The organism is Acidocella sp. KAb 2-4, from assembly GCF_020567705.1.
GTDB lineage: Bacteria > Pseudomonadota > Alphaproteobacteria > Acetobacterales > Acetobacteraceae > Acidocella.
Map to the genome: position 1 here is coordinate 100885 of NZ_JAJDJU010000005.1, position 23945 is coordinate 124829.

A 23945-nucleotide genomic window follows, 5' to 3' on the forward strand; every position below is an offset into this window, starting at 1 on the left:
CAGGGCGGAACATAAGGATTGCCGATGCGTTATCTCTCCACCCGCGGCCAGGCGGAGCAAAAGGATTTCACGGGCGTGCTGCTGGCCGGGCTCGCCGCCGATGGCGGGCTGTATATGCCCGAAACCTGGCCCCGCTTCTCGCCCGCCGAGCTGCGCGCCCTGCGCGCCCTGCCCTATGCCGAGCTGGCGGCGCGGGTGCTGGCCCCGTTTGTGGGCGAGTGCATCGCCTTCGCCGATCTGCAGGCCATGTGCCGGCGCGCCTATGCCGGGTTTGCGCACAAGGCCACCGTGCCGCTGGTGCAGCTCGACACCAATATCTACGCGCTGGAACTGTTCCACGGCCCGACCCTGGCCTTCAAGGACATGGCGTTGCAGCTGGTCGGGCATTTGTTCGAGCATGTGTTGGCCGGGCGGGGCGAGAAGATCCGCATCGTCGGCGCCACCTCGGGCGATACCGGCTCGGCCGCCATCGAGGCGGTGGCCAACCGCCAGAATATCGACATCACCATCCTGCACCCGCATGGCAAGACCTCCGAGGTGCAGCGCCGGCAGATGACCACGGTGAAGGCCGATAACGTGCTCAACATCGCCGTGGACGGCAATTTCGACGATTGCCAGGATCTGGTGAAGGCGATGTTCGCCGATGCGCCGTTCCGCGCCGAGATGAACCTCTCGGCCGTGAACTCCATTAATTTCGCCCGCATCGCCGCGCAGATCCCGTATTATGTCTATGCCGCGCTCAACCTCGGCGCGCCCGAGCGCGAGGTGGCGGTGGCGGTGCCCACCGGCAATTTCGGCAACATCCTGGCGGCCTGGGCGGCCCGGCAGATGGGCGTGCCGATCGCGCGCTTCATCGTGGCCAGCAACCGCAACGACATCCTGGCCCGCTTCCTGGACGCCAACGACATGAGCGTGCAGGGCGTCGCGCCCAGCCTGTCGCCCTCGATGGATATTCAGGTCTCGTCCAATTTCGAGCGGCTGCTGTTCGAGTTTCTGGGCCGCGACGCGGCGCTCACCGCGCAGACCATGGCCACCTTCCGCGCCAGCGGGAAGATGGCGGTGGCCGATCCGGTGTGGCGGGCGATCACCAAGGATTTCAAGGGCTACCGCCGCTCCGACCAGGAGACCCTGGCGGAAATCCCGCGGCTGCACCGCGAGAGCGGCTACCTCGCCGACCCGCATTCGGTGATCGGCATCGCCGCCGCGCGCGAGTTGGGGCCGGTCGGCATGCCGGTGATCGCCGCCGCCACCGCGCACCCGGCCAAGTTCCCGGATGCGATCGAGCGCGCGGTTGGCGTGCGCCCGCCCTTACCGGCGCATCTGGCCGACCTATATGAGAGGCATGAAACCTATACCCGCGCGCCCAATGATCTGGCGGCCATCGAGGCCTGCGTGCGGAATTTTGCCAACAGGAATGTTTGATTGATGAATGAACAGGTCTCCATCACCACCCTGCCCTCGGGGCTGACGGTGCTGACGGAACGCATGGAACGGGTGGAGACGGTGTCGTTCGGCGCCTATGTCGGCGCCGGCACCCGCCACGAAACCGCCGCCGAGAACGGGGTCGCGCATTTTCTCGAGCACATGGCCTTCAAGGGCACCGAGACGCGCAGCGCCGCCGACATCGCCGAGGCGATCGAGAATGTCGGCGGGCATATCAACGCCTATACCTCGCGCGAGCAGACGGCGTATTACGTGAAGCTGCTCAAGGAGGATCTGGCCCTGGGCGCCGATATCATCGGCGATATTCTGTGCCATTCGACCTTCGAGCCGGATGAGCTGGAGCGCGAGCGCGGCGTGATCTTGCAGGAGATCGGCCAGGCCAACGACACGCCGGATGACGTGGTGTTTGACCATTTCCAGTCCGCCGCCTATCCGGCGCAGCCGATGGGCCGCCCGGTGCTGGGCACCGAGGGCATTATCCGCGGCATGAAGCGCGAGGCGCTGCACGGCTTCATGCGCCAGCATTACACGCCGCGGAACATGGTGATCGCCGCCTCCGGCAAGCTGGACCATGCCGAGGTGGTGGAGCTGGCGGCGAAGCATTTCGCCGATCTGCCCACCGCCGAGGCCGCCGCGCCGATGCCCGCCGATTACATGGGCGGTGAATACCGCGAGCTGCGCGACCTCGACCAGGCGCATATCGTGCTGGGGTTCAGCGCGCCGGGCTATGGCGAGCCGGATTACTACCCCTCCATGCTGCTCTCCACTTTGCTCGGCGGCGGCATGTCCTCGCGGCTGTTTCAGGAGATCCGCGAGCGGCGCGGGCTGGTCTATTCCATCTACAGCTTCACCGCCCCGGCGGTGGATGGCGGGCTGTTCGGCATCTATGCCGGCACGGGCGAGTCCGAGGCCGCCGAGCTGATGCCGGTGACGCTGGAGGAACTGGCCAAGGTGCAGCGCGAGGTGAGCGAGGCCGAGCTGGCGCGGGCGCGCGCGCAGCTCAAGGCCGGGTTGCTGATGAGCCTGGAATCCACCGGCAGCCGCTGCGAGCAGCTCGCCCGCCAGTGGCAGATTTTCGGCCGCGTCATCCCGGCATCGGAGACGGTGGCGAAGATCGAGGCGGTGACGGTGGACGAGGTGCGCGCGGCGGCGGCGAAGATCTTCCGCCAGAAGCCGACCCTGGCGACCATCGGCCCGGTGGGGCAGGTGCCGAAATTCTCGGCCATCATCGACCGGCTGGCGGCATGAGCGCGCTGCACGAGGCCGCCGCCGGGCTGCTGGCCGCGGCCAAACGGGCGGGGGCCGATGTGGCGGAGGTGGTGCTGCATGAGAGCGCCTCCGTCTCGGTGCAGCGCCGCTTGGGCAAGACCGAGGAGACCGAGCGCGCGGAAACCCGGGAGATCGGGCTGCGCGTGTTTCTGGGCCGGGCCAATGCCTCGGTTTCGGCCAGCGCCATCGATCCGGCGAGCTTCATCCGCCTGGCGGAACAGGCGGTCTCCATGGCCCGCGTGGTGCCCGCCGACCCGTATGCCGAGATCCCCGAGGCCCCGGCGGCGCGGGACGCGGCCTTCTTGGACCTGGACGACCCGGTGGAGCCGGACATGGCGGCGCTGATCGCCCGCGCCGCCGCCGCCGAGGACGCAGCGCTCGCCGTGCCCGGCATCACCAATTCCGAGGGCGCTTCGGCCAGTTGGTCGCGTGGGACCACGCTGCTGGCCACCAGCCGCGGCTTCATCGGCGGTTATGCGCGCTCGCACCATGGCGTGTCGGTTACCGCCATCGCCGGTGAGGGTACCGGCATGCAGCGCGATTACGATTATTCCTCCACCCTGCACGGGGCGGATCTGGAAGACCCGGCCACGCTCGGCCATCGCGCGGCCCAGCGCGCCCTTGCCCGGCTCAACCCCAGGCGGCCGCAAACCGCGAAGCTGCCGGTGGTGTTCGACCCGCGCGTGGCGGGCGGGCTGCTCGGGCATCTGGCCGGGGCGATCTCGGGCGCGGCCATCGCGCGCGGCACCTCGTTCCTCAAAGAGGCGCTGGGGCAGGCGGTGTTCGCGCCGGGGGTGAGCATCATCGACGATCCGTTCCGCGTGCGCGGGCTGCGTTCGCGCCCCTATGACCGTGAGGGCCAGACGGTGCAGCGCCGCGCCTTCATCGAGGACGGAGTGCTGACCAGCTGGATTCTGGACACGCGCAGCGCCAACCAGCTTGGCCTGAAGACCACCGGCAATGCCGGCGGCTTGAGCAATTTCTACCTCGCCCCCGGCGCGGTGAGCCCGGCGGCGCTGATGGCCGACATTGCCGAAGGGCTGTATGTGACCGAGCTGATCGGTATGGGCGTGAACGGGCTGACCGGCGATTATTCGCGCGGCGCGGCGGGGTTCATGATCCGGAAAGGCCAGCTCGCGGAGCCGGTGGCCGAATGCACCATCGCGGGTAATCTCAAGGACATGTTCCGCCAGCTCACCCCGGCGGATGACCTCGTGTTCAAGCGCGGCACCGACGCGCCAACCCTGCGCGTCGAGGCCATGACCCTGGCCGGGGCGTGAACGGCGCCCGTGAGGATTAGGGCCTCCGGCGACACGCTGAAGGCCCTAATTGTAATGTAAGGATACTTGCCAAATCCGCCGGGGGTGCCATGAATACGCGCGGGCGGTGCGTAAAATTGCGAATGGTTCGCAATGCGTGGCGGGAGGGCGTGTTGAGCGGACAAAGATCTGAGGTAGAAACAAACAATTCGGCAATGGCAGAAGAATTTAAACCTCCGTCCCAGGGGTTATGACTGCCGGCATCATCTAGCAGTGATGTCTAAATAGAACGACTTGGGTGCGCGATTGTCTGTATCGCACATTAAATTTTAGGCTTTATGAAAATTTCATAAATTTCAAGCGGGTCCCGCAATCACTCGCGGTGGAACGTTCACGGTTATGCAGGACCCGGTCAAGTTCCGAATACCTGGCTATCGGCGTTGCCTTCTAGCAGAACCGCTAATTGTTCTCTTGTGGGTCAGAGAAGTAGCGTCAAGGCAACATGAAGTCAGAGGCTTGTATTGTTGTAAAAGATACATTGAAACGATAAAAGCGGAATAGTTATCATGGATTAATGGTAGATATAGATATGTCAGAAACTATGGAAAAATCTAATTTAGGAAACGGCGGCGCTCAGAATATTTTTCACTTTGGCGCAGGTCGTGAGGGCAACCGTCTTCTTGGAGCGGGCTGGGGAGCGCCGGAGGATGGGTTTGTATGGACGGAAGGGCCGTTCAGTGTAATCGATTTGCCACCATCTGGCGTGTGTACCAATATTTCATTCAGTCTTTGGGGTTATGTGCCCGCGGGACACACCGCACAACGCGTAATTATTTTTGCCAACGGCGTTATGGTCGCGATGGCTGAGGTCGCAGAAAGAACAATTCTTAAAGCGGACATGCAGAACGTCTCTTCTTCCGGAAGTGTCACGCTGCAATTTTTTGTGCCCAACGCGCTGTCACCAAAGACGGCGGAGGGCGTGCCCGATGATCGGCGCCTTGGCATCGCACTTGCTGCATTAGTGCTCGGATAAATATATCGAGTGAGAGCGGCTAAGACCGGTTGCCCAAGGCGTGTTGAACGGAGTTGATGGGTGGAATTAATATCGGCAAGGGGGCGTCACTGGTCATACCTGGATGCTGGGTACTATCTAAAGCAGTGTGCTATGGCCGGAGTTGCGGTTCCATCGGTTGAATCGCGGGATTTGCTGGAGCATTATAATGAATTTGCGGGCCTGCACCGGCTTAGTCCGAATCCATTTTTCGACGAGAAGCGTTACATAGCGCGTTATCCTGCCGTGGCTCATGCCGTGGACCGCGGTGTGTTTCGCTCTGGTTTCGAGCATTTCCGGCTTGTGGGTGTACGACAGGGCTATAGTCCAACCTGGTTTTTTTCCAGCGAATGGTACGTGGCTAAGCACGATATTTCGGAAAAGGATCTCAGTTTTTTGGGGTTCGAGGATGCGTATAGCCACTATCTTGCGGTAGGTCTCGAAAAAAATCTTGGAGCCGTGTGGCTGACGGAAGCCGTGGCGAAGGCGCAACTCAGCCCGGATATTCCGCGGTCTTTTCAGCAGTTGCATGAATGTCTGACAAGACCCGGCGGGCAGGCCCAGTGGCTGGCTCCTATTTTTGATGCTGCGTGGTGGTCCTCGAAATATGGGGTCTTCGATCACGATGAATGTGTGCAGACCTATGTCGAAGGGGTGGCAGATAAAGGCTACTCGCCAAGCGCGACATTTGACGAAAAATTCTATCGACAGCGTTATCCGGATGTGAACTCTAACATTGAACAGAAGTCGTTTGAATGCGGCTTCCATCACTTCCTCCTCTTTGGCATGGCCGAAGAACGCGAGCCAATTTCTGTTTTTGATACGCAGTATTATCTGGCGGCGAATGTGGGTGTCGCAAATGAGTGCCGCAGGGAAGGTCTGCCTCCCTACCTCCATTTTCTTAAATATCGGCGCAGCCGCGCTCTACGCATTGGCAGGCCTTTCGCCGAGCGTGATTGTGCGGAGGATGCTGGCAAGGGGATTTTTGAGCGCAAGGCCGCATTGTTGGCGGAGCTGGGGGGTGTCGATGTTCGCGAAATCCCCGCGCCTGTTGTGAGCATCATAATAGTAACGCAAAATATGTATGCAGAGACCATGCAATGCATACAAAGCATTCAGACTGGCACAAAGTGTGGATTTGAAGTTATCATCTATGACAACGGTTCCACAGATGGCGTCGCCCAGATCCCCCAGCGCCACCCGCATATCCGCTATATTCGCTCAGAGCGTAATCTCGGCTTCACGATTCCGGCGAACCGGGCAGCGGAGCTTGCCCGAGGTGATGTCGTTCTGCTCGTGAACAATGACGTTGAGGTTGCTCCAGGCGCTGTAGACCGTGCTGTGCAACGGTTGCTGGAAGACACAAGCATAGGCGCGATCGGTGGACGCATTGTCCGCACCCACGGCATGTTGCAGGAGGCTGGCTCGATTGTCTGGGCAGATGGTGCCTGTCTTGGCTATGGGCGTGATCTTTCGCCGCATCATGGGTCCGTGCTGTTCGAGCGTGATGTTGATTACTGTTCCGGCTGCTTTTTGGCGCTAAGACGGCAGGATTGGCTCGCGCTTGGCGGGTTCGACGAAGCGTATGCCCCGGCCTATTACGAAGAGACTGATCTATGCCTGCGAGTGTGGGAGATGGGTAGGCGGGTTGTCTACGATCCGAAAATTGTCGTCTGGCATTTCGAATATGGCAGCTCCAAGCTGCCAGAGGATGCGCTGACCCTGATGCGGCGGAACCAGAAATATTTCCGCGACAAGCACAGGGATTATCTGCGCCAGTGCTGCGCGCCATCCGTTGCGAATATTGAGGTGGCGCGGATGCGCAAGGCGGCCACGCCGCGCCTGCTGTTTATTGAAGACACAATCCCCGCGGCAGGCACGGGGCAGGGTTTTGTGCGCTCGGCCTATGTGGCGGAGGAGTTGCGCAAGCTGATGGGCTTTACCACGATGGTGGGGCTGAATCCGCCGCCTGAGAAGAAGCCGCTTTGGGCTCGGATGCCCGCCGCCGCCAATCTGGAAATCCGCGATGACGTGACGCAGGAGAACTTTGCGGATTATCTGCGCGGCGTGGAGGGGGTGTATCAGTACATCTGGCTCTCGCGCACGCATAATATCCGGTTCCTGCGGGATTTTCTGCAAGCCAATCCGGAGTGGCGGCGGGGCGTGAAGATCATCGCCGATACCGAGGCCATCGGCGCGCTGCGCATGCGCAACCAGGCCGCGCTGCTGGGGGTGGAGGTTGACCTGCCCGCGTTGCTGGCCGAGGAGTTGAAGGGCATTGAGCTTGCCGACCATATTTGCGTGGTCAACGAGACCGACGAGGCGGCCGTGCTGCAATATCTCGCATCCATTGGGGTGGAGCGGCCGGTTTCGATACTGGGCCACGCGCTTTCGCCGCGCGCGCGTGTGGCGGGTTTTGATGAGGCTGGCCAGATTGTTCTTACCGGCTCTTTCGCCTCGCCCACCGGGCCGAATGCCGATGCGTTGCTCTGGTTTGACCGCGCGGTGCGGCCGCTGCTGGGCCAGGCGCTGCCTGGGGTGGAATATGTGGTGGCGGGGCATAAGGCCGCCGAGTTCTGCGCCAAGGCCGAACTCACCGGGCGCTATACCGTGATGTCTGATGTGAAGGACATGGCGAGTGTGTACGCCAAGGCGCGGGTGGTGGTGGCGCCCACGCGCTTTGCCGGGGGCATCCCCTTTAAAGTGCATGAGGCGGCGAGCCACGGCGTGCCGGTGATGATGAGCGCGCTGCTCGCGGCGCAACTCGGGTGGGAGGATTTGGTGTGGAGCGAGGTAACCGGCGATGACGCCCCCCGGCAATTCGCTGAAACCTTGAGCCGGCTTTATACCGATAAAAAATATTGGGCCCAGACCGCGAAACACCAGACGGCGCGGATCGCCGCGGAATGCGATCCGGCGGTGTTCGCTAAACAACTACGATTAATTTTATGAGTTGTTGTGAGGCTTGTTGGCAGAGTTAACAAGCCTCGGAAATTAATTTTGGTTTATGGTGCAGAGCTTTCAAAAACTCTCCAATCTCTCTGATCTTTTCTATAGGACATTTCTACAGCCCTAAAAACCTTGGGAAAACTGTCTTCGGGTAAGATTTTGAAACTTTCCCTCTCACTTCCTCTAATGAGGTGTTTATAATATTGGCGAACCAATGCCCGGGTCACAGGGCCCGGCCCAGATTTTAACCAAATAGATAGATGTGGTTCGTAAAAGCAATTATAGCTTAAAATCCGAATGCATTCTGCAAGGATTTTGTGTTCTTTCGTGGCGCCTAAAAATCCATTTAAAACGGGCCTGAGTGAGCAAGAATAAATACTGCACTATCCGAACCGGAACAGATTTGTGATTGAAATAGTTCCCGGGAAATGATTTGATTGTCGGTATCAAGATAATAACCGCCAAGCGCATAAAGAGCATGAAGGCGAAAGAAGTCACTTTCTTCGGCTGGGTGGCGAAGCGATTCAAATAGTTGTGCGGTGTGCTTCCCGTAATTTTCAAAAAGAAAATTGATTGCTGAAGATCGATCGAAATAAACAACATCAAAATATCTAAGATTTTTATGGTATTCAATGTTTTCTAGAACTTCGCGGGGAGGGTTTTTATCCCAATAGAAAAACAAACGACGAGGAATGACATCTTGTGTGAATACTGAACGACTATTAGAATTTGATGAATTGTTTTGGTTATCTAATTTCATTGCAGTGCGAATGTAGAGCCAATCGACCTCAGAACCAGACCGAAACGATTCGAAGCAGGCGTCCAAAGTCTCTAGTATTTCTTTCGCATTCGAGCTTTTGTTAAGGCTTATTTGGTATGAACGATAGAATTTATAGAAATTTTCGTCTAAATTTTTTAGCCTTTCATCGTCCTCAGCCGAACAAATTTGATGTGCGTCAAGAAGCGCCATCATTTTGGCGAGCAGAACTTCCTTTGAATGAGGATTTATCTGAAAAGCTTTGTCGAAGAAGAAGCTGGCTTCAAAGGAATGCCCTTCTGCCTTCAAGATATTGGCAATCTCAATATTAATCTGGAAATTTGCAGTCCCGTGTTTTGATAGCAGTGCTTGAATGCGATCTTTTCCATCAATGATGTTCGTTATCGTCTCAGGTAGCATATCACGGACTCCAATATCATACTCTGTGAAGCAAGATTTTAATGTAGCTCTAAGACAACAGGTTCAAGGTATTTTTAGTGGCAATTAGTAGTGCGCGCAATTCGCTAGGCTGGATTGAATTAGGTAAAAAATCCTAATTCTGGGTGGATTTTAGGCGTGCGCGGGTCATACTTGCGGCTTGGTTTTTTGACTGTAGAAAATACCGTTATGATCAAGCGCGGTTTCATCGAAAACGCTATAACGCAGCATCGCACGGTCCGCGCGGTCCATGGATGGATCGATATCGCGCCGCGGCTTCGTTATGTCTGTGTTTTTCACCCCTCGAAGCCGTATTTGTTCAAGATTATCTACCGTTACGCGCGACCCGATTTAGCGCGGGCGGGGCAAGTTGGGCAGGGGTTTGTGGCCGAGATTGTGTATGGCGCAGACCAGATTACGGCTGGGTTGCCAGTGCAGGAGCCGGCTATCGCCACCGTATTGCTGGACGATGCCACGATTGCGGGCGCCCTTGTTTGTGAAAATGCGGTACAGCAGGCCCTCACAACGGCGCATGAACGCGGGGTGGCCGAGGCATGACCCGGTTTGTCGTGATTTCTGAGGCGAGGTCTGGCAGTACCATGCTTGGCAGTGCGCTTGCCAGCCATCCGCAAATGCTGATGCATGGGGAGATTTTTGGCTCCGGCCCAGCGCCGCTGAATTTCTATGGTATCGACGAGATGCTGCCCTGGCCAACGCCGCTCGAAATCTACCTGAAAAAAATGCGGGATGCCGATCCGGTTCGGTTCCTCGATGAGTTGGTGTTCGCCGATACGGCAAGGCAAGCGATCGGGTTTAAATTCAAGTTCGAAGAATTCGCTGATTGGCCCGCCGTGGTCGATTATATCGTGTCCAAAAGATTGCATGTTTTGTTTGTCCGGCGGCGGAACCTTTTCGATCGCTATATTTCGGAAGTCGAAGCCTGGGCAACAGGCCGTTTCAATAGCACCGACAGCACGCAAAACGCACCCATGGCCGAGGCTTGGCTGCGCGATTGCCTAGCCCCGGATGCGGTCTGCCAGGCGATCGAAAAAGGGCTGGCATTGGAAAACATGCTCTATACAACCTTCTTCGCGAATCCTCACATTGAACTGGTGTACGAAGACATTGTTGGGTGGGAGGATGCCGTATCCACCAAAATTTGCAATTTCCTCGGGGTCGTGCCGATGGCCCTGCAAGCCCAGACCGTTAAAACCCGCGGGGAAAAGAGGGTCTCTGCGTTGGGCGATCTGAACGCGCTACGCGAACAGATGCGGCAACGGGGCTACGCCCAACGCTGCTAATTGGCGTCGGGCTAGCCGGTTGTTGTATCCCGCTCCGCTCCCTCTCCCCCAAACGCCGCCACCACCCAGTTTCGGCTGGTGGCGCGGTATGCCAGCATGCAGTTGCGCGCCATGGCCCGCAACATGGTGTGGCGGGCATGCACATGCAGCCCTGGCGGCAGCGCCATGCCGGAGGCTGAAGCCGCCGCCACCGCCTGGGCCACGGCGCGCGTCATCAGGCCGGGGCCGGTGGAAAGCCAGACGAGATCGGTATCCCCCCGGTTGAGCGCGGCCACCGCCTGCGCCAAGGCCCAGCTGATTACGGGATGCCCCGGCGCGGCGGCGATGAAATCATTGCCCAGGGTGGCCAGATCCTCCTGATACAGCACCAGCGTGGCGCCGGCCGGCAGCAGCGGGGCGATGGGCTCCAGACACCGATTATCGGCGTCGGTATAGATGCCCCCGTGCCGCTCCAGCCAGGCCAGGCGGAAAATATCCGCCTTCTGGGCAGGCTCCAGCGCGCGCGTATAGGCGCGCAACACCTCGGGCGGAAATTCCTGGGCCAGAAACGCCCGCGCTGTTGCATCGTTATACCGCACCACCGGCATGCCGGGATGCAGGCGGCGCCAGCTTTGCGTCAGCGCTTCCACATCGGCCGGCACTGTCGAGTCATTCCAATATTGCATGATGATCTCGGGAATCGGATTCGGGCCGGGCACCGCCGGTTGGCCAAGAGCGCCGTTCTGGCGCAGCGCGATCATCAGCGCCACGGCAGCGGCAATGCTTTCGGGCGCTTGCGCAACAAGCTGGACCAGGGCGGGGATGCGTGACTTGGGAGACAAACCGCGCAGTGCGCGCAATTGCTGCACGAGATCGGCGTCAAGCCGGAAGTCATCCAGAATCTGCCCGTAATGCGTTTGCGAGATATTGGTCGATTTTTGTTGTAGCGCCAATAATGGCCGGGATAGTTCGACAAAACGGCGAAGATGTTCGGTCGCTTCCGTGAGGTTCATTAATAGCAAGTTGACGCGCGTGAGAGCCCATTGCAGGTCGGCATTGTCTGGGCTCAGCTCCGAGGCTTGGCGATAAAGCGCGGCGGCCTCGTCCAGTGCCATTTCCCGCTCATGCAGCGCTGCCCGGAAGCAAAGGCGCAAAGCGCTCTCGCGTGGGCCGAAGGTGGACATCTGCAGCAAGGTGTGCGCCACTTCCGCGGCGTCGCAGATGAGCAGCTCGGTCTGTACGCGTTCCGAGGCGATCCAGAAATATTGAGGGAAAGCACTGGTGGCGCGGTGAGCCAGGTGCAGGCTGGTGTGGTAATCTCCGGCGAGACGGTGCAGGAAAATTATCTTTGCGAGCAGGATCGGCTGCTCGCCGAAACGGCCTTGCAGCTGCGTAGCCAGAGCCAGAGCCTCGTCTGGATGACCCGAGGCGGCAACGGCATCGAGGAGACCCAATTGCGGGGTGAGATCTTCTGGCGCCACCGCGGCGGCGCGCTGATAAAGCGTCCGAGCCTCGTCAGGCTTACCTGCGCGCATGGCCTGGGCCGCGAGATGCTGGAGTAAGGCAGGATGATCTGGCGCAATGTGCCGCGCCAGGGCGAGGTGCTCGTTGGCTGCGGCGAGTAGACCAAGGCTGTATTCCTCAGCGGCAAGATCGAGAAGAAGGGGTATCTGCTCCGGGCCGGTGAGGGGGATGCTGTGCAATGTGGCCACGGCGCGCTCGGGCTGGCCGGAAGCTCGCGCCGTTAACGCGATGCTGGCCAAGGCGTCCGTATTATTTGGCTGCAGGGCGAGTACTTTGTTCGCAGCTTCGAGTGCGGTGGCAAAATCCCCCGCATCCCTTGCTTCGGCCGCCCACTCGAGTTGCGCATATTTGTCATCCGGCGCCAACGCCGCCGCTTCACGGAAATGTTGCAGCGCTTCAACCCGGCTGCCAAGTATTCGCAGGCAGCGCCCCGCACCCAAATGAGTCGCCGAGAGGTCGGGGGCCAAGGCTATCCCCGCCATGTAGAACGCCAATGCCTCTTTTGGGCGTCCGAGAGCCAGCATTTCGCAGCCAGCCTCTAAATTTGCCCAGTGATTCTCAGGGGCAGCCGCCACCGCGTCTTGGAAGTAACGAAGAGCGGCGTTGCGGTCATTATTCTTACGGGCTTGTTGCCCGCGCGCTATGCTGAAATCGGCGGGCAGGCGGCCGTCAGGTGTTGCAGTTTTATAGGCGGCTTCGGCTTCGTCCCATAGGCCCATTTCTTCAAGGAGGGCAGCCAATTCTAACCGTATAGCCTTGTTTTCCGGCGCGAGGGTAATAGCTGCGTTGAACTGTGTCAGTGCTCCCTCTATTTGGCCAATGCGTTTTAGGCAGCGCCCCAGCCCAAGATGTGCTTCGACATTTTGTGGGAAGGCGGCAATCCCTTTGGTATAAGCGGTGATCGCTCTTTTGGTCTGACCCAGCGTAAGGAACTCTCCGGCGGCTTCCAATATCGGCCATGGGTTGGATGGCTCCACTGCGTGGCCGGCGAGGAAATATGTCAGAGCAAGTTGGCGGTCTCCCCGGGTTCTTACGCACTGGCCGAGTCCAAGCCAGGCTGTGGCACCGGGCAAGCCATTGAAAACAAGCTCCCTGTATGCGTTCTCGGCAGCTGAAAATTCGCCTTTCCGCTGTAACTCTTGGGCGGAGAGAAGTAGGGCCTCTAAGTCCTGGGTACGGGCATTTTGGTTTGAGGGGAGGTGGTGCTCAAGAGAGGTCATGCCGTTGTTCCAGGTCGAGATGTGAACCACACTGGTTTTTCTTGATACTGTTTGGTGTAAGGTGCGTTACTTTGGGGGCTTTTCGGCACCAGGTGGTAGAATTTCTCGGTGTCTTGCCAGGGCATATTTCTAGTGGGCCCGATGATCCAGCAATTGTTGAACCGGTCGGCCCGAACAGAGATGGTGTATTTGATTGTCCGCACAAGCTCTCCAAGCGCCTCGTCCGTGGGTCAATTCCTCCTTGTAAAGGTTGCCGGGCAACACACAAGATAAGACTGAATTTGCCGCAGTGCGTCAGGGAGGCGCTCTGGGCGATCAAGGTGCTACGGGATGAGCCGTTGCCGTTATTCGCTGCGGCGGTACCAAGCGGTTTGGCCCCATCCCCGAGTTCTGCGCGCCGCTTTGATTTTCTCCTCGTCCGGGCGTTTTCAAATTAGTCGAGCCGGTGAAGGTCTTGGCGTTCAGGAAGATCAAAGATGACCTTTTAAGTTGTTTTTTAATAAATAAAAGCTCATATATGACCTATGTTGAAGACCCCTGAGGAGCTACGATTGGAGCTTGGCCAAGCCATTCGCGCACGGCGGATCGGGCGGGGCTGGTCGCAGGAAGAGGCGGCCACACGCGCCGGCATGGGGCTTAGCACCTGGAAGCGGATGGAAGCCCGCGGGCCGAGTCTTGTCGAGAACCTGATCAACGCCGCCTTTGCTTTGAGTTGCGAGGAGGGCTTTAGCCAGCTTTTCCCGGTACCGGCTGCCACCAGCCTTGATGAGCTTTTGCAGCGCCAGGCGGCTGCGGCGGGCAAGCTCCGCCAACGGGCACCACGGCGCAAGGCGGCGCCATGAGATTAGCACCCGGTACGCCCTTATCCATCGCGCTCAATTTCGAGCCTGGCAGGGAAACGCTCAAAGCTGGCCGGCTCGCGATGGATGGTGGTCTTGCCCAACTCGAATGGTCCAAGGAGGTCATCGAGCGCGCTCTGCCGGTATCGCCACTTTATTACCCGCCCGAGCCCGGCCTGTTAGCCGCGCGGACCCGAAATTTTGACGGGCTGCACGGGTTTTTGGCCGACAGCCTGCCTGATGGCTGGGGCTATCTGCTCATGCGCAAACGCCTGGCGAAGCTGGGCGTCGACATCGCCGCGCTCACCCCCCTGGAGCGTCTGGCGCTGGTTGGCAATCACGGCCGTGGTGCGCTGGCGTTCGAGCCGGCAGCCACGCCTAATGATGATTTGGAAAGTCTCGATCTGGACGCTCTGGCGCAGGACGCCACGGCGCTGTTGATGGGTGAAGAGAGCCGACTGGCGGACACTCTGGCGGGCCTGGCCGGCGGCTCTGGTGGTGCGCGGCCCAAGGTACAGGTGGGGTTCGATGGCCAGGGCCATATTTCGGTGGGCGAGGGTACGATGCCCGCCGGTTACGATGCCTGGCTGGTGAAATTCCGGGCGCCGTCTGATCCTGTCGATATCGGTCCCATCGAGGAAGCCTATGCGTGTATGGCGGAGGCGGCGGGCCTGACCATGAGCGCCCACCGTCTGCTACCCGCGAAATCCGGGCCGGGATACTTCGCGACGCGGCGGTTTGATCGCCCGACGGGTGGTGGCCGATTGCACATGGTGTCCTTGGCGGGGGCGATCGAGGCGCCGCCCGAAGCGCCCTCAAGCTATGATATCTTCCTGCGGGCAACGCGCGCCATCACGCGCCGGGCTGACGATGTTGCGACCGCCTTCCGGAGGATGGTGTTCAACGTGCTCGCCTGCAACCGGGATGACCACGCGCGCCAGCATGCGTACCTTATGAATTCAACCGGCGAATGGCGTCTGGCGCCGGCGTTCGACCTCACCTATGCGCCAGGCCCTGGTGGTGAGCATTACCTCGACATCGAGGGCGAAGGCCGTCGCCCGACGCGCGCTCAGGTCATGAGCCTTGGTAGGAGGCATGGGCTTGATGCCAAGCGTATGGCGGCGATTATCGAAGATGTCGCCGTGGCTGTTGCTCAGTGGCCGACACGCGCACGGAGTGCTGGAGTATCTCAGGATTCGATAAATCTGGTGCAGAAGGCTCTGGACCAAGTGTCCATAGCTTTCGAAGCCGGTTAGGGGGCAACTGCTTTTGGACGGAATGGCGCCGAAGAACGAACCCGCTGCGCGGGAATGGTGCTCCTGTGATGGCGCCGGCTGGGTGTGGCGTGCAGGTTTTATTTGAGGATTTGGGCGGCCCAGCCTGAGGATGTTGGCTTCTTTCATTGCAAAGGAGCCATGACAAAGCCTGCTCTGACCGCAAAGGGCGCGAGCCTACAGCGCGGCTTGCAGGTTTGCCAGAGTGGCCATCAGCATCATCGGGTCAAGCGGTGACGGATCGAAGCCGACCCGCTCATAGAAAGCTGTCAAGCGAATCACGGAATTGCCCCCCTGGGCGAACTGAAGAACTGACCCCTTTCATTGCGCGGTGGTTTCGGTTGGTTCGAGCGCCGATCCGGCCTTCTGCAGAAGGCCGGATCGGCGCTTTTCGCGGAGCCTGTAGCTGTCGCCGCAGACGGTGATCACCGTGGAATGGTGCAGCAGCCTGTCCAGGATGGCGGTGGCGACCACCGGATCACCGAATACGCTACCCCATTCCCCGACCGAGCGGTTGGAGGTGATCAGGATCGAGCCCCGCTCGTAGCGCCGAGAGACCAACTGGAAGAACAGATGCGCGGCGTTGGCCTCGAACGGCAGGTAGCCCAGCTCGTCGATGATCAGCAGCTTTGGACGCGACAGGATCGTCAGTTGCTTGTCGAGGACGACGTCGCCATGGGCCTTGGCCAGCATCGCCACCAGCGTCGCCGCGGTGACAAACTGCACGCTGTAATTCTGCCGGATCGCTTCCCGCCCCAGGGCAACCGCCAGATGCGTCTTGCCGGTGCCCGGCGGCCCCAGGAACAGCACCGTGTCCCCGTGCGCAATCCACCGGCAGGCGGCCAGTTCACGGAGCTGGCGTGGATCCAGCGAGGGCTGGGCGTCAAAGTCAAAGCCTTCGAGTTCCCGCACGAACGGGAACTGCGCGATCTTGCTGGCCATGCCGATGCGGCGCTCATCGCGCCGGGCGATCTCACGCCCGGTGAGGAACGCCAGGGCTTCGCGCAAATTCATCTCCGAGCGTGCCGCCTCGTCCAGCAGTGTGTCCAGCTGGTCGCGGATCGCGGTCAGCTTCAGCCGGTCCAGCATCGCCACCAGCGCCGCATGATCAACCGCCATCACCAGCCCCCTCCCGTCACCGCCTCATATTCAGCCAGCGGCCGCAGCAAGTCTGGCGGTGGCGCCGGCAACGGCCGCGACAAGCGTACCGTTCCCGTTGCGCCAGCCACCCCAGCTAAATGAGCCCGGTCGATGATCCGCTGCCGCCGGCCGTCACAAACAGGATGATCCGCCACCACCTGGCCGGCATGGCGCACGATGACGCGCCCGCCCAGCACCACCACTTGGACGCTCTCACCAATCAGCCGCCAGGGCACCGAGTAGCTGTTGGTGTCGAGATCAACTGCGCAATCCGCCTGCACCTTGCGCACCAGATCCCGCAACTGCCCGAACGGTGCCCGGCCGCCGAGCGCGCGTAACACGCCGGCCTCCTTGGCAAAGCGCAGCGCCGGCGCTTCGCCGGTCGTGCCATGCAGCCGCTGGTCGGCGACCTCGCGTGTCCACTGCTCGAGATGCGCCTCGAACGCCGCCCAGCTGGCAAACCTCCGGCCCGCGACCGCGTTCTTCTTCACATAGCCGACGCCGCGCTCATCCTTGCCCTTGGTCCGGGCCCGGTAGGGCGCGCAGGCGCGCGGCGTAAACCCCCAGTACCGCGCGAAGGCATGCAGCTTGGCATTGAACCGCACCTCGCGTGTCGCCGCGTCGTGATGTTCGACCAATGCCCGCGGGTTCGGTCTGCAGGCGCCCTATGCCGTTGCCGAGACCGGCTCACTGGTCTTCCGGTCGGGTCCGGACATGCCGGTCCTGTTCGCCCTCCTGCCGTGCCATCATCTGGTCGTGCTGGAGGCCGCCAGCATCGTGCCCTGGCTGGAAGACGCCGCGGCGTTGGAGGCCCAGCGCCCGGCGACGAGCAACCTGAAATTCGTGAACGGCCCCTCCAGTGCGACCGACATCGAGGGTACGCTGGTGCGCGGCGCGCACGGGCCTGGTTTTCTGCACATCATCCTCGTCGGTTCCCCCAACTCATAACCGAGAAGAAACGTCCGCCATGTTCCAACGGCTTTTGACGCCCGTGGACGGTAGCTTGCCGCTTTGCCGGTGATGATCGTGCTGGTGTTGCTCGGCTTATTGCGTGGGCGATTTCCGTTGGCGTCTGGCAGATGCCAGTGGGTTTCGCATTCGGCGCCGTTTTCGTCTGCTGGCCGGTGAAGTGGATCATCGCCAACGCCTTGCTGTTGTTAAAGATCGCCGTCAAATCAGGTCGTTTCGATAAGACGGTAATCCTCGTTGTTCGATCATCCCGCTCCGGCCAGCTGGCGCTGGCGGGGAGCGGGTTCCGATTCACCGGTCGGATGCCTCAATTCAAAGGCGCGATCTCAGAATGCGTGCGTTAGGCGTATGTTAAAGAAATCGCCAGCCACGTCGTTACGCGTTACGATGTTGTGAATCCACATCGCCTGCACGTCGAAATTCTTGAAGTCATAGCCGACGATTGGGCCTAAACCGAAATTAGCGTTGGAGCGGCCGACGCCGATCTGGCTTTGTCCGTTAATGGTGTCAGGCGTGAATTGGTTTTCCTGTTCCCCACCAACACCCAAAGTCCAGGCCCCGAGACGCTTCGTCACCGTGTAATCCAGGGCGATCTCGTCTCCCGAATGGTAGTGCACGTTGTTCCATACATCATCGGTGATCGGTAGAGTGATATGCACGCCGACGCTGATGTTCCATCCACCAGTCAGCAGGCTGAGCCCAAAATCTGGCTGCATCGTGGCGTGGCCGTTGCCAGATGGCAAACCGCCATTGGCCAGCTTACCGGTTTCCAGGCCATTTAGCGTGGAACTGGAATCGGGGAGATGTACCTTAAGCCCCGTGGAAATGAACAAGCCATGCGGCAGCGCCCACGAGAGTTCCGCTGGAACCAGAATGGTGTTGTACGTGCCCAAATTGCCGCCACCAACGGAATGGCTCAGCCCCGCCGACACAGTATAGTCGAATGGCTGTACGATGCCGAGGGCGTAGCTCGCCCCTAAAATATGCGGCTCGATGACCCACAACACGCCGGGCACTTCGATGAGGCCGTTCAGCTGCGTGCCCGGCACCTTGTGGCCGCTGCTGTCGAAGTAGGTGTAAACCGGTACGTAATTGTCGAGGAAGGCGTAAACGCCGGGCGGCGGCAAGGCCCCGGAGGGATTGCCCACCTCTGCGCCACGGAGATACGGATCCCAGAGCGCTTCCGCGTGGGCGGCCAGGGGCGTGGTGGCCAGGACGAGCAGAGCTGCGGTACCGGACAAAGCAGAAACGTATTTTATCATTTTTAGAAACCTCCTTGTAGTACGCGAGTGCACAGACACGCGCCGACGCTCCACGCTTCACGGCGTGGCGCTAAGCTTTGTGTGGGCAAAGCCGACGATTCTGGCTGTGTTTGGTGAAATCTTTCCGATGAATTATTCGTTTTTCACCGCGCCGCGACGACCGGCGCGGTGAATTGCGGGTTCAGCCGTTACGGCGGAGAAACTCCACAACCATGTGGTTGAAACTCTCGGCATGCTCCCATTGCGCCCAATGGCCGCAACGGTTGAACACGTGCAATTCCGCGTTCTGCAATCCCCAGAGCAGCCGCAGCCCGCAATCAAGTGGCACGAAGCGATCGTCACGCCCCCAGATGACCAGAGACGGCGCAAAAATCTCGCCAAGACGATGGCCATAATCGGGAAATTGCTTGGGATTGGCGGCAAGACTCTTGACGAAATTCTCGAGATGATCGCGCCGGGCCAGCATGGCATTGAGGCGCATCTGATACAGATCCTCCGTGAGCGCCGACGAATCATACACGAACACGGCCATCATTTTCTTGAGAGTCTCGATGGTCGGGTCGCGATACAGCGCCTGGATCAGTTTAATCCCCTCCGTCGGCATCGGCACGAAATGACTGGGACCGCCAGTGCCGCCCCCCATCATCACCAATTTTCCAACCCGGGACGGATTGGAGAGCGCGAAGGCGACCGCGCTATGCCCGCCCATGGAATTGCCGATGATATGTGCGCGCTGAATGCCCAGATGATCGAGCAGCCCGGCCAAGGTGCTGGCGTTCAGGTCCGAGCGTGAGCCGGTGGAAACCACCGTGTCGCTTTTGCTCCACCCCGGGCAATCCATCAGCACGACGCGATACCCAGCCTGCACGAGCGGTTCGACATTGCGAGAGAAATTGGCCCAGCCGCTGGCGCCCGGGCCGGATCCATGCAGCATCACCACGGTTTCGCCGCCGCTCTGCGTGTCGTTGTAATGGATGTTGAAATCGCCGATTTTGGCGAAGCGGCTTGTCGAGGCTTCGGTGATCTGCGTTGTCATTGCGTTTCCCCTTATGGCAACCGCTGAAAGGTGCCATCCAGCCCGGTTATGGCGGGGCGGGGCATATTTCCTCCATCGGCCTTTAATAGCCCGGCAAATTGCGCGAAGAGCAGCGATTTACAAATACATAATCAGGATAAGTTTAAGACGCTAATCCTATTACTTAACCGGCCCGCGCGCATCCACCAGCTCCCGAAATGCCGTGACCTCAGGGGATTTGTCGTCCTCGCGCCAGGCCATGATTAGGTCGACACGGATCGGCTCGCCGGCCAGCCGCCTGGTGGTGACGTTACGGAACAGCAGGCTCTCTGCGTAATCCGGCATCAGCGAGAACCCGACGCCGAGCCCGATCAGGGTAAACAAGGTCAGGACGTTCTCCACCTGTTGCACGGTGTCCAGCACCACACCCTGCGCCCGCAAATGCTCGCGGATGGTATCAAACAGCCGGCCGCCATGCATGGGCGAGATTTCCAGGAACGGCGTTTCAGCAAGCTCATGCAGGTTCACTTCATCACGGCTCGCCAGGGTGTGGTCGGCCGGCAGCACGGCCACCAGCTGCTCCTGCAACACGGTTTTCGCGACCAGGCCGGGCTCGCTGAGCGGTGGGCGCATGAAGGCGATGTCGATATCGCCGCGCAGCAACGCGTCGCGTTGCTCCAGCGAGGTGAAGGACTGCAACTGCAATTGCAGCTTCGGGAAGCTCTCGCGCAGCAGGGTGAGAATACCGGGAAATACCTTGATCTCGGCCGCAGGGACGAAGCCGATGGTCAATTTATGCCCCTCCAGTTCCGCCGCCCGCCGGGCGGTGGCCACGGCGTTACGGGCCTGGGCGATGGTGAGGCGCGCCTCGTTCAGAAACGCCTGCCCGGCAACGGTGAGCGCCACGCTGCGCTTTGTGCGGGTGAGCAGCGGCGTGCCAATTTCGTGCTCCAGGTCCAGGATCTGTTGGCTGAGCGAGGGCTGGGCGGTGTTCAGGCGTTGCGCCGCACGGGTGAAATTGAGCTCCTCGGCGACGGCGATGAAGTAGCGGAGATGACGGAGTTCCATAAGCTAATTAGACGCAAAATCTATTACTCAACAACCTGCAAAATATTTCACTTCCCCATGTGCGGTTGGTACAGCCCCTGATCGTTATGGCCGCCCCCGCGCAGACGGCCGGCTTTCGGAGGAAAAACCGCATGGATGACAAGCTCAACGTCAGGCAACTCGTTGATGCCCACAAGGGCACCGTGAAGCCTGCGATTTACATTGATCAGGATATCTACGACCTGGAGCTGGAGCGCGTCTTCGGCCGGTCCTGGCTGTTCCTCGCGCATGAATCGCAGCTGCCGAAGGCGGGTGATTTCTTCACCACCTATATGGGCGAGGACCCGGTCATCGTCACCCGGCAGAAGGATGGCTCCATCGCCGCCTTCCTCAACCAGTGCCGCCATCGTGGCATGAAGCTCTGTCATGCTGATTCCGGCAACACCCGTGCCTTCACCTGCCCATATCATGGGTGGGGCTTCGGCCTGGAGGGCGGTCTCTCCGTCGTGCCGCTGGAGCAGGAAGCCTATCGCAACGGGCTGGACAAATCCAAATGGGGTCTCGTCCGGGTGCCGCGCCTGACCACCTATAAGGGCCTGATTTTCGGCAATTGGGATGAGACCGCCCCGTCGCTGGAAGACTATTTGGGCGATATGGCCTGGTACATGGATGGCTTCCTCGACCGCCGGGAGGGCGGCACGGAGGTGGTCGGCGGCGTCCATAAATGGGTGATCGATTGCAATTGGAAATTCGCAGCCGAGCAGTTCTGTTCTGACCAGTACCACGCCCCCTACACGCACGGCTCCGCCATTCAGGTGCTTGCCCCCACGCCGGAAAACAAATCCGACGGCAAACCGCTGGGCGACGGCCAGACGCAGCGCCCGGCCTGGGCGAACGGCCTCGGCGGCGTGCAGTTCTCGGAGAAAGGACATGGCAGCGCCTTTTTCTTTACCGAGAAGCCTGATGCGAATGTGTGGGTCGGCGGTGAAGTCTCGGAATATTTCCGTGAGACATACCCCGAGGCCGAGCGGCGCTTGGGCTCCGTGCGGGCCCTGCGCCTCGCGGGCCATAATACCATGTTCCCGACCCTGTCCTGGCTGAACGGCACGCAGACCCTGCGTGTTTGGCATCCCAAGGGGCCGAACCAGATCGAGGTTTGGGTGTTCTGCATCGCCGACAAGGCGGCGCCGGACTCAGTGAAAGAAGCGTTGAAGGCCAGCCATGCCCGCGCCTTCGGCCCTGCCGGGTTCCTGGAGCAGGATGATTCCGAAAACTGGGTCGAAGTGCAGAAGGTGCTGCGCGGCTACAAGGCCAAGCAGACAGGCTTCTGCGTGCAGATGGGCCTGGGTTTCGAGGAGCGTCGCAAGGACGGCATCCCCGGCGTGACCAACTACACCTTCGCTGAAACCGCAGCGCGCGGCTTTTACCAGCGCTGGGTGGATATGATGACCTCCGAAACCTGGGCTGAGATCGAAGCCCGGACCAAAGAATACCAGAAGGAGCTGGTTCATGGATGATCTGAGCGCCAAGGCGGCGGCCTCAGCCGTGTATAAGGTCTCTCCGGAGCTGCAGCACGAGGTTGAGCAATTCTTGTATCTGGAGGCGGCCTTGCAGGACGAGCACCGCTTCCGCGAATGGCTGGGCCTGCTGTCAGAGGATGTCCGCTACACCCTCTCCACCAACACGCTGGCCCAAGTGCGCGACCGCCGCCGCGGCATCGCCCCGCCCACCACCTATATCTTCAACGAGAACAAATACACGTTGGAGCGCCGTGTGGCACGCCTGGAGACCGGCATGGCCTGGGTCGAGGAGCCGCAATCGCGCACGCGCCGCTTCATCACCAATGTTCGTATCACCGGCCAAGCTGGTGATGAGGTGAGGCTCTCTTGCAATTACGCGGTGCATCGTGCCGCCAAGGCGCGCGACCACCACACCTTTTACGGGACGCGGCGCGACACGCTTCGCCGCAACGGCGATAGCTGGATTGTTGTCTCGCGTGAGCTAGAGCTCGATGAGTTCGTGCTGGTGACAGCCAATATCTCGATCTTCCTGTAATCTGACATTACGCGGAACAATGGACAAAATATTCGTTTGTGCCGTGGCGGAATTACCGCCCGGCGAGGCACGTCGGATCGAAACCGATCCGGTGATCGCCGTATTTAACCAGGACGGCGAATTCTATGCCCTGGCCGATCGCTGCACGCATGGCGAGGCATCGATGTCGGATGGCTATGTGGAAGATGACTGCACCGTGGAGTGCCCGATCCATTCCGCGAAATTCTGCCTGAAGACAGGCAAGGCGCTGACCCAGCCCGCCACCGTTGATCTCGCTACCTTTAAGGTCGAGGTCGAGGGAGACAATGTCTACGTCCTCGCTCCCGCGCAGGTGGCGGCATGAGCCGTCTGGCCGGGCAGGTTGTTTTGCTCACGGGCGGCGGCTCGGGCCTTGGCCGCGCCATTGTCGAGCGCTTCGTGGTCGAGGGTGCCAAGCTCTGCGTGCTGGAGCGCTCGCCCGATAAGGTGACGCAACTGCAAGCGGATTTCCCTGAGGTGGTGGTCGCCGTGGCGGGCGATGTGCGCAGCTACGCGGACAATGAACTCGCCGTGAATACGGCGCTGGAGACGTTCGGCAAGCTGGATGTGTTCATCGGCAATGCCGGTATTTGGGACCACAACGCGTCTCTGCTCGGTACGGAGCCGGCGCGGCTCGGCAAGGCTTATGACGAAATCTTCGATGTGAACGTGAAGGGCTATCTGCTCGGCGCGCGCGCAGCCGCCCCGGCGCTGGTCGCCGCGGAAGGCTCGATGATCTTCACCCTCTCCAATGCCGCCTTTTACCCTGGTGGCGGCGGGCCGGTTTACACCGCCGCCAAGCACGCCGCCGTGGGGCTGGTGCGCCAGCTGGCTTACGAGCTGGCGCCAAAAGTGCGGGTGAATGCGGTTGCGCCCAGCGGCATGGCCAGCGATCTGCGCGGTCCGGCGGCACTCGGGCAGGAGAATATGCGGATCATGGAGTCACGCTCGCCGGAGGCCATCCGCGCCATCCTGCCGCTGCAATTCTTCCCCGCTCCGGAAGATTTCGTCGGCCCCTACGTGATGCTCGCCTCGCGCGCTGATAATCGTACGCTGAGTGGAGTCTTGGTCAACGCCGATTGCGGCCTCGGCATCCGCGGCATCCGCCATGTCGCTGGCGGGCTCGCCTTGTAATC

21 protein-coding genes and 1 pseudogene are annotated in these 23945 nt (G+C 60.3%); 15 read left to right on the forward strand and 7 right to left on the reverse strand.

Annotation, left to right across the window (positions count from 1 at the left end):
- Window positions 1-24: 24 nt before the first annotated feature.
- The 5 genes from thrC to LI953_RS05560 all read left to right on the forward strand — a co-directional run bounded on the left by thrC (window position 25) and on the right by LI953_RS05560 (window position 7974).
- Window positions 25-1422: a threonine synthase gene (thrC, locus tag LI953_RS05540; RefSeq protein ID WP_227075040.1), complete on the forward strand. Its 1398-nt coding sequence runs from the start codon at window positions 25-27 to the stop codon at window positions 1420-1422.
- A 3-nt stretch (window positions 1423-1425) separates the two neighbouring features.
- Window positions 1426-2691, forward strand: a complete 1266-nt coding sequence (locus LI953_RS05545; protein ID WP_227075041.1) for a pitrilysin family protein — start codon at window positions 1426-1428, stop codon at window positions 2689-2691.
- Window positions 2688-3992 (forward strand): TldD/PmbA family protein, encoded by a 1305-nt coding sequence (locus tag LI953_RS05550; RefSeq protein WP_227075042.1) that lies wholly within the window; start codon window positions 2688-2690, stop codon window positions 3990-3992. Before LI953_RS05545 ends, LI953_RS05550 begins: the two co-directional genes overlap by 4 nt.
- A 553-nt stretch (window positions 3993-4545) precedes the next feature.
- Window positions 4546-5004: a hypothetical protein gene (locus LI953_RS05555; RefSeq protein WP_227075043.1), complete on the forward strand. Its 459-nt coding sequence runs from the start codon at window positions 4546-4548 to the stop codon at window positions 5002-5004.
- Window positions 5005-5136: 132 nt separating this feature from the next.
- Complete coding sequence (locus LI953_RS05560; RefSeq protein ID WP_227075044.1) at window positions 5137-7974, forward strand: glycosyltransferase; 2838 nt, start codon at window positions 5137-5139, stop codon at window positions 7972-7974.
- Window positions 7975-8317: 343 nt separating this feature from the next.
- On the opposite strand, the gene LI953_RS05565 is transcribed toward LI953_RS05560, so the two are convergent.
- A complete protein-coding gene (locus tag LI953_RS05565; protein WP_227075045.1) occupies window positions 8318-9148 on the reverse strand; it encodes a glycosyltransferase in 831 nt (276 codons plus the stop codon).
- Between the two features lie 207 nt (window positions 9149-9355).
- Between LI953_RS05565 and LI953_RS05570 the strand changes: the two genes are divergently transcribed.
- Both LI953_RS05570 and LI953_RS05575 read left to right on the forward strand, forming a co-directional pair.
- Window positions 9356-9724: a hypothetical protein gene (locus LI953_RS05570; protein WP_227075046.1), complete on the forward strand. Its 369-nt coding sequence runs from the start codon at window positions 9356-9358 to the stop codon at window positions 9722-9724.
- On the forward strand, window positions 9721-10467 hold the full coding sequence (locus LI953_RS05575; RefSeq protein ID WP_227075047.1) for a sulfotransferase: 747 nt from the start codon (window positions 9721-9723) through the stop codon (window positions 10465-10467). The genes LI953_RS05570 and LI953_RS05575 overlap by 4 nt, the downstream gene beginning before the upstream one ends.
- Before the next feature lie 11 nt (window positions 10468-10478).
- Here the strand turns inward: LI953_RS05575 and LI953_RS05580 are convergent, their stop codons facing one another.
- Complete coding sequence (locus LI953_RS05580) at window positions 10479-13190, reverse strand: tetratricopeptide repeat protein (RefSeq protein ID WP_227075048.1); 2712 nt, start codon at window positions 13188-13190, stop codon at window positions 10479-10481.
- A gap of 524 nt (window positions 13191-13714) precedes the next feature.
- Here LI953_RS05580 and LI953_RS05585 point away from each other — a divergent pair.
- On the forward strand, window positions 13715-14032 hold the full coding sequence (locus LI953_RS05585) for a helix-turn-helix domain-containing protein (RefSeq protein ID WP_227075049.1): 318 nt from the start codon (window positions 13715-13717) through the stop codon (window positions 14030-14032).
- Window positions 14029-15285 carry a type II toxin-antitoxin system HipA family toxin gene (locus LI953_RS05590; protein ID WP_227075050.1) on the forward strand — a complete coding sequence of 419 codons (1257 nt, stop codon included), beginning with the start codon at window positions 14029-14031 and terminating at the stop codon, window positions 15283-15285. The genes LI953_RS05585 and LI953_RS05590 overlap by 4 nt, the downstream gene beginning before the upstream one ends.
- 339 nt (window positions 15286-15624) lie before the next feature.
- On the opposite strand, the gene istB is transcribed toward LI953_RS05590, so the two are convergent.
- Together istB and LI953_RS05600 are read right to left on the reverse strand one after the other, a co-directional pair.
- Entirely contained in the window at window positions 15625-16425 is an 801-nt protein-coding gene (gene istB, locus LI953_RS05595; RefSeq protein ID WP_227075051.1) for an IS21-like element helper ATPase IstB, read from the reverse strand.
- Window positions 16422-17093 (reverse strand): annotated as a pseudogene (locus LI953_RS05600) (Mu transposase domain-containing protein); the annotation flags it as partial. The pseudogene LI953_RS05600 and the gene istB, both read right to left, overlap by 4 nt.
- A gap of 4 nt (window positions 17094-17097) precedes the next feature.
- Here LI953_RS05600 and LI953_RS05605 point away from each other — a divergent pair.
- Both LI953_RS05605 and LI953_RS05610 read left to right on the forward strand, forming a co-directional pair.
- Entirely contained in the window at window positions 17098-17391 is a 294-nt protein-coding gene (locus LI953_RS05605; RefSeq protein ID WP_227075094.1) for an LUD domain-containing protein, read from the forward strand.
- 131 nt (window positions 17392-17522) lie between these two features.
- The gene (locus LI953_RS05610; RefSeq protein ID WP_227075052.1) at window positions 17523-17756 is read left to right on the forward strand and encodes a hypothetical protein; all 234 of its coding nucleotides are present in this window, start codon (window positions 17523-17525) and stop codon (window positions 17754-17756) included.
- On the opposite strand, the gene LI953_RS05615 is transcribed toward LI953_RS05610, so the two are convergent.
- The 3 genes from LI953_RS05615 to LI953_RS05625 all read right to left on the reverse strand — a co-directional run bounded on the left by LI953_RS05615 (window position 17739) and on the right by LI953_RS05625 (window position 20757).
- Window positions 17739-18674: a transporter gene (locus LI953_RS05615; protein ID WP_227075053.1), complete on the reverse strand. Its 936-nt coding sequence runs from the start codon at window positions 18672-18674 to the stop codon at window positions 17739-17741. The genes LI953_RS05610 and LI953_RS05615 overlap by 18 nt on opposite strands.
- 181 nt (window positions 18675-18855) lie before the next feature.
- On the reverse strand, window positions 18856-19710 hold the full coding sequence (locus LI953_RS05620) for an alpha/beta fold hydrolase (RefSeq protein WP_227075054.1): 855 nt from the start codon (window positions 19708-19710) through the stop codon (window positions 18856-18858).
- A 159-nt stretch (window positions 19711-19869) separates the two neighbouring features.
- The gene (locus LI953_RS05625; RefSeq protein ID WP_227075055.1) at window positions 19870-20757 is read right to left on the reverse strand and encodes a LysR substrate-binding domain-containing protein; all 888 of its coding nucleotides are present in this window, start codon (window positions 20755-20757) and stop codon (window positions 19870-19872) included.
- 131 nt (window positions 20758-20888) lie between these two features.
- Between LI953_RS05625 and hcaE the strand changes: the two genes are divergently transcribed.
- The 4 genes from hcaE to hcaB are packed head-to-tail and all read left to right on the forward strand — an operon-like array spanning window position 20889 to window position 23943.
- The gene (gene hcaE / locus LI953_RS05630; RefSeq protein ID WP_227075056.1) at window positions 20889-22253 is read left to right on the forward strand and encodes a 3-phenylpropionate/cinnamic acid dioxygenase subunit alpha; all 1365 of its coding nucleotides are present in this window, start codon (window positions 20889-20891) and stop codon (window positions 22251-22253) included.
- The gene (gene hcaF, locus LI953_RS05635) at window positions 22246-22791 is read left to right on the forward strand and encodes a 3-phenylpropionate/cinnamic acid dioxygenase subunit beta (protein WP_227075057.1); all 546 of its coding nucleotides are present in this window, start codon (window positions 22246-22248) and stop codon (window positions 22789-22791) included. Before hcaE ends, hcaF begins: the two co-directional genes overlap by 8 nt.
- 19 nt (window positions 22792-22810) lie before the next feature.
- Entirely contained in the window at window positions 22811-23134 is a 324-nt protein-coding gene (hcaC, locus tag LI953_RS05640; RefSeq protein WP_227075058.1) for a 3-phenylpropionate/cinnamic acid dioxygenase ferredoxin subunit, read from the forward strand.
- Window positions 23131-23943, forward strand: coding sequence for a 3-phenylpropionate-dihydrodiol/cinnamic acid-dihydrodiol dehydrogenase (gene hcaB, locus LI953_RS05645; protein WP_227075059.1), 813 nt, complete (start codon window positions 23131-23133; stop codon window positions 23941-23943). Before hcaC ends, hcaB begins: the two co-directional genes overlap by 4 nt.
- The last annotated feature ends 2 nt before the right edge of the window (window positions 23944-23945 follow it).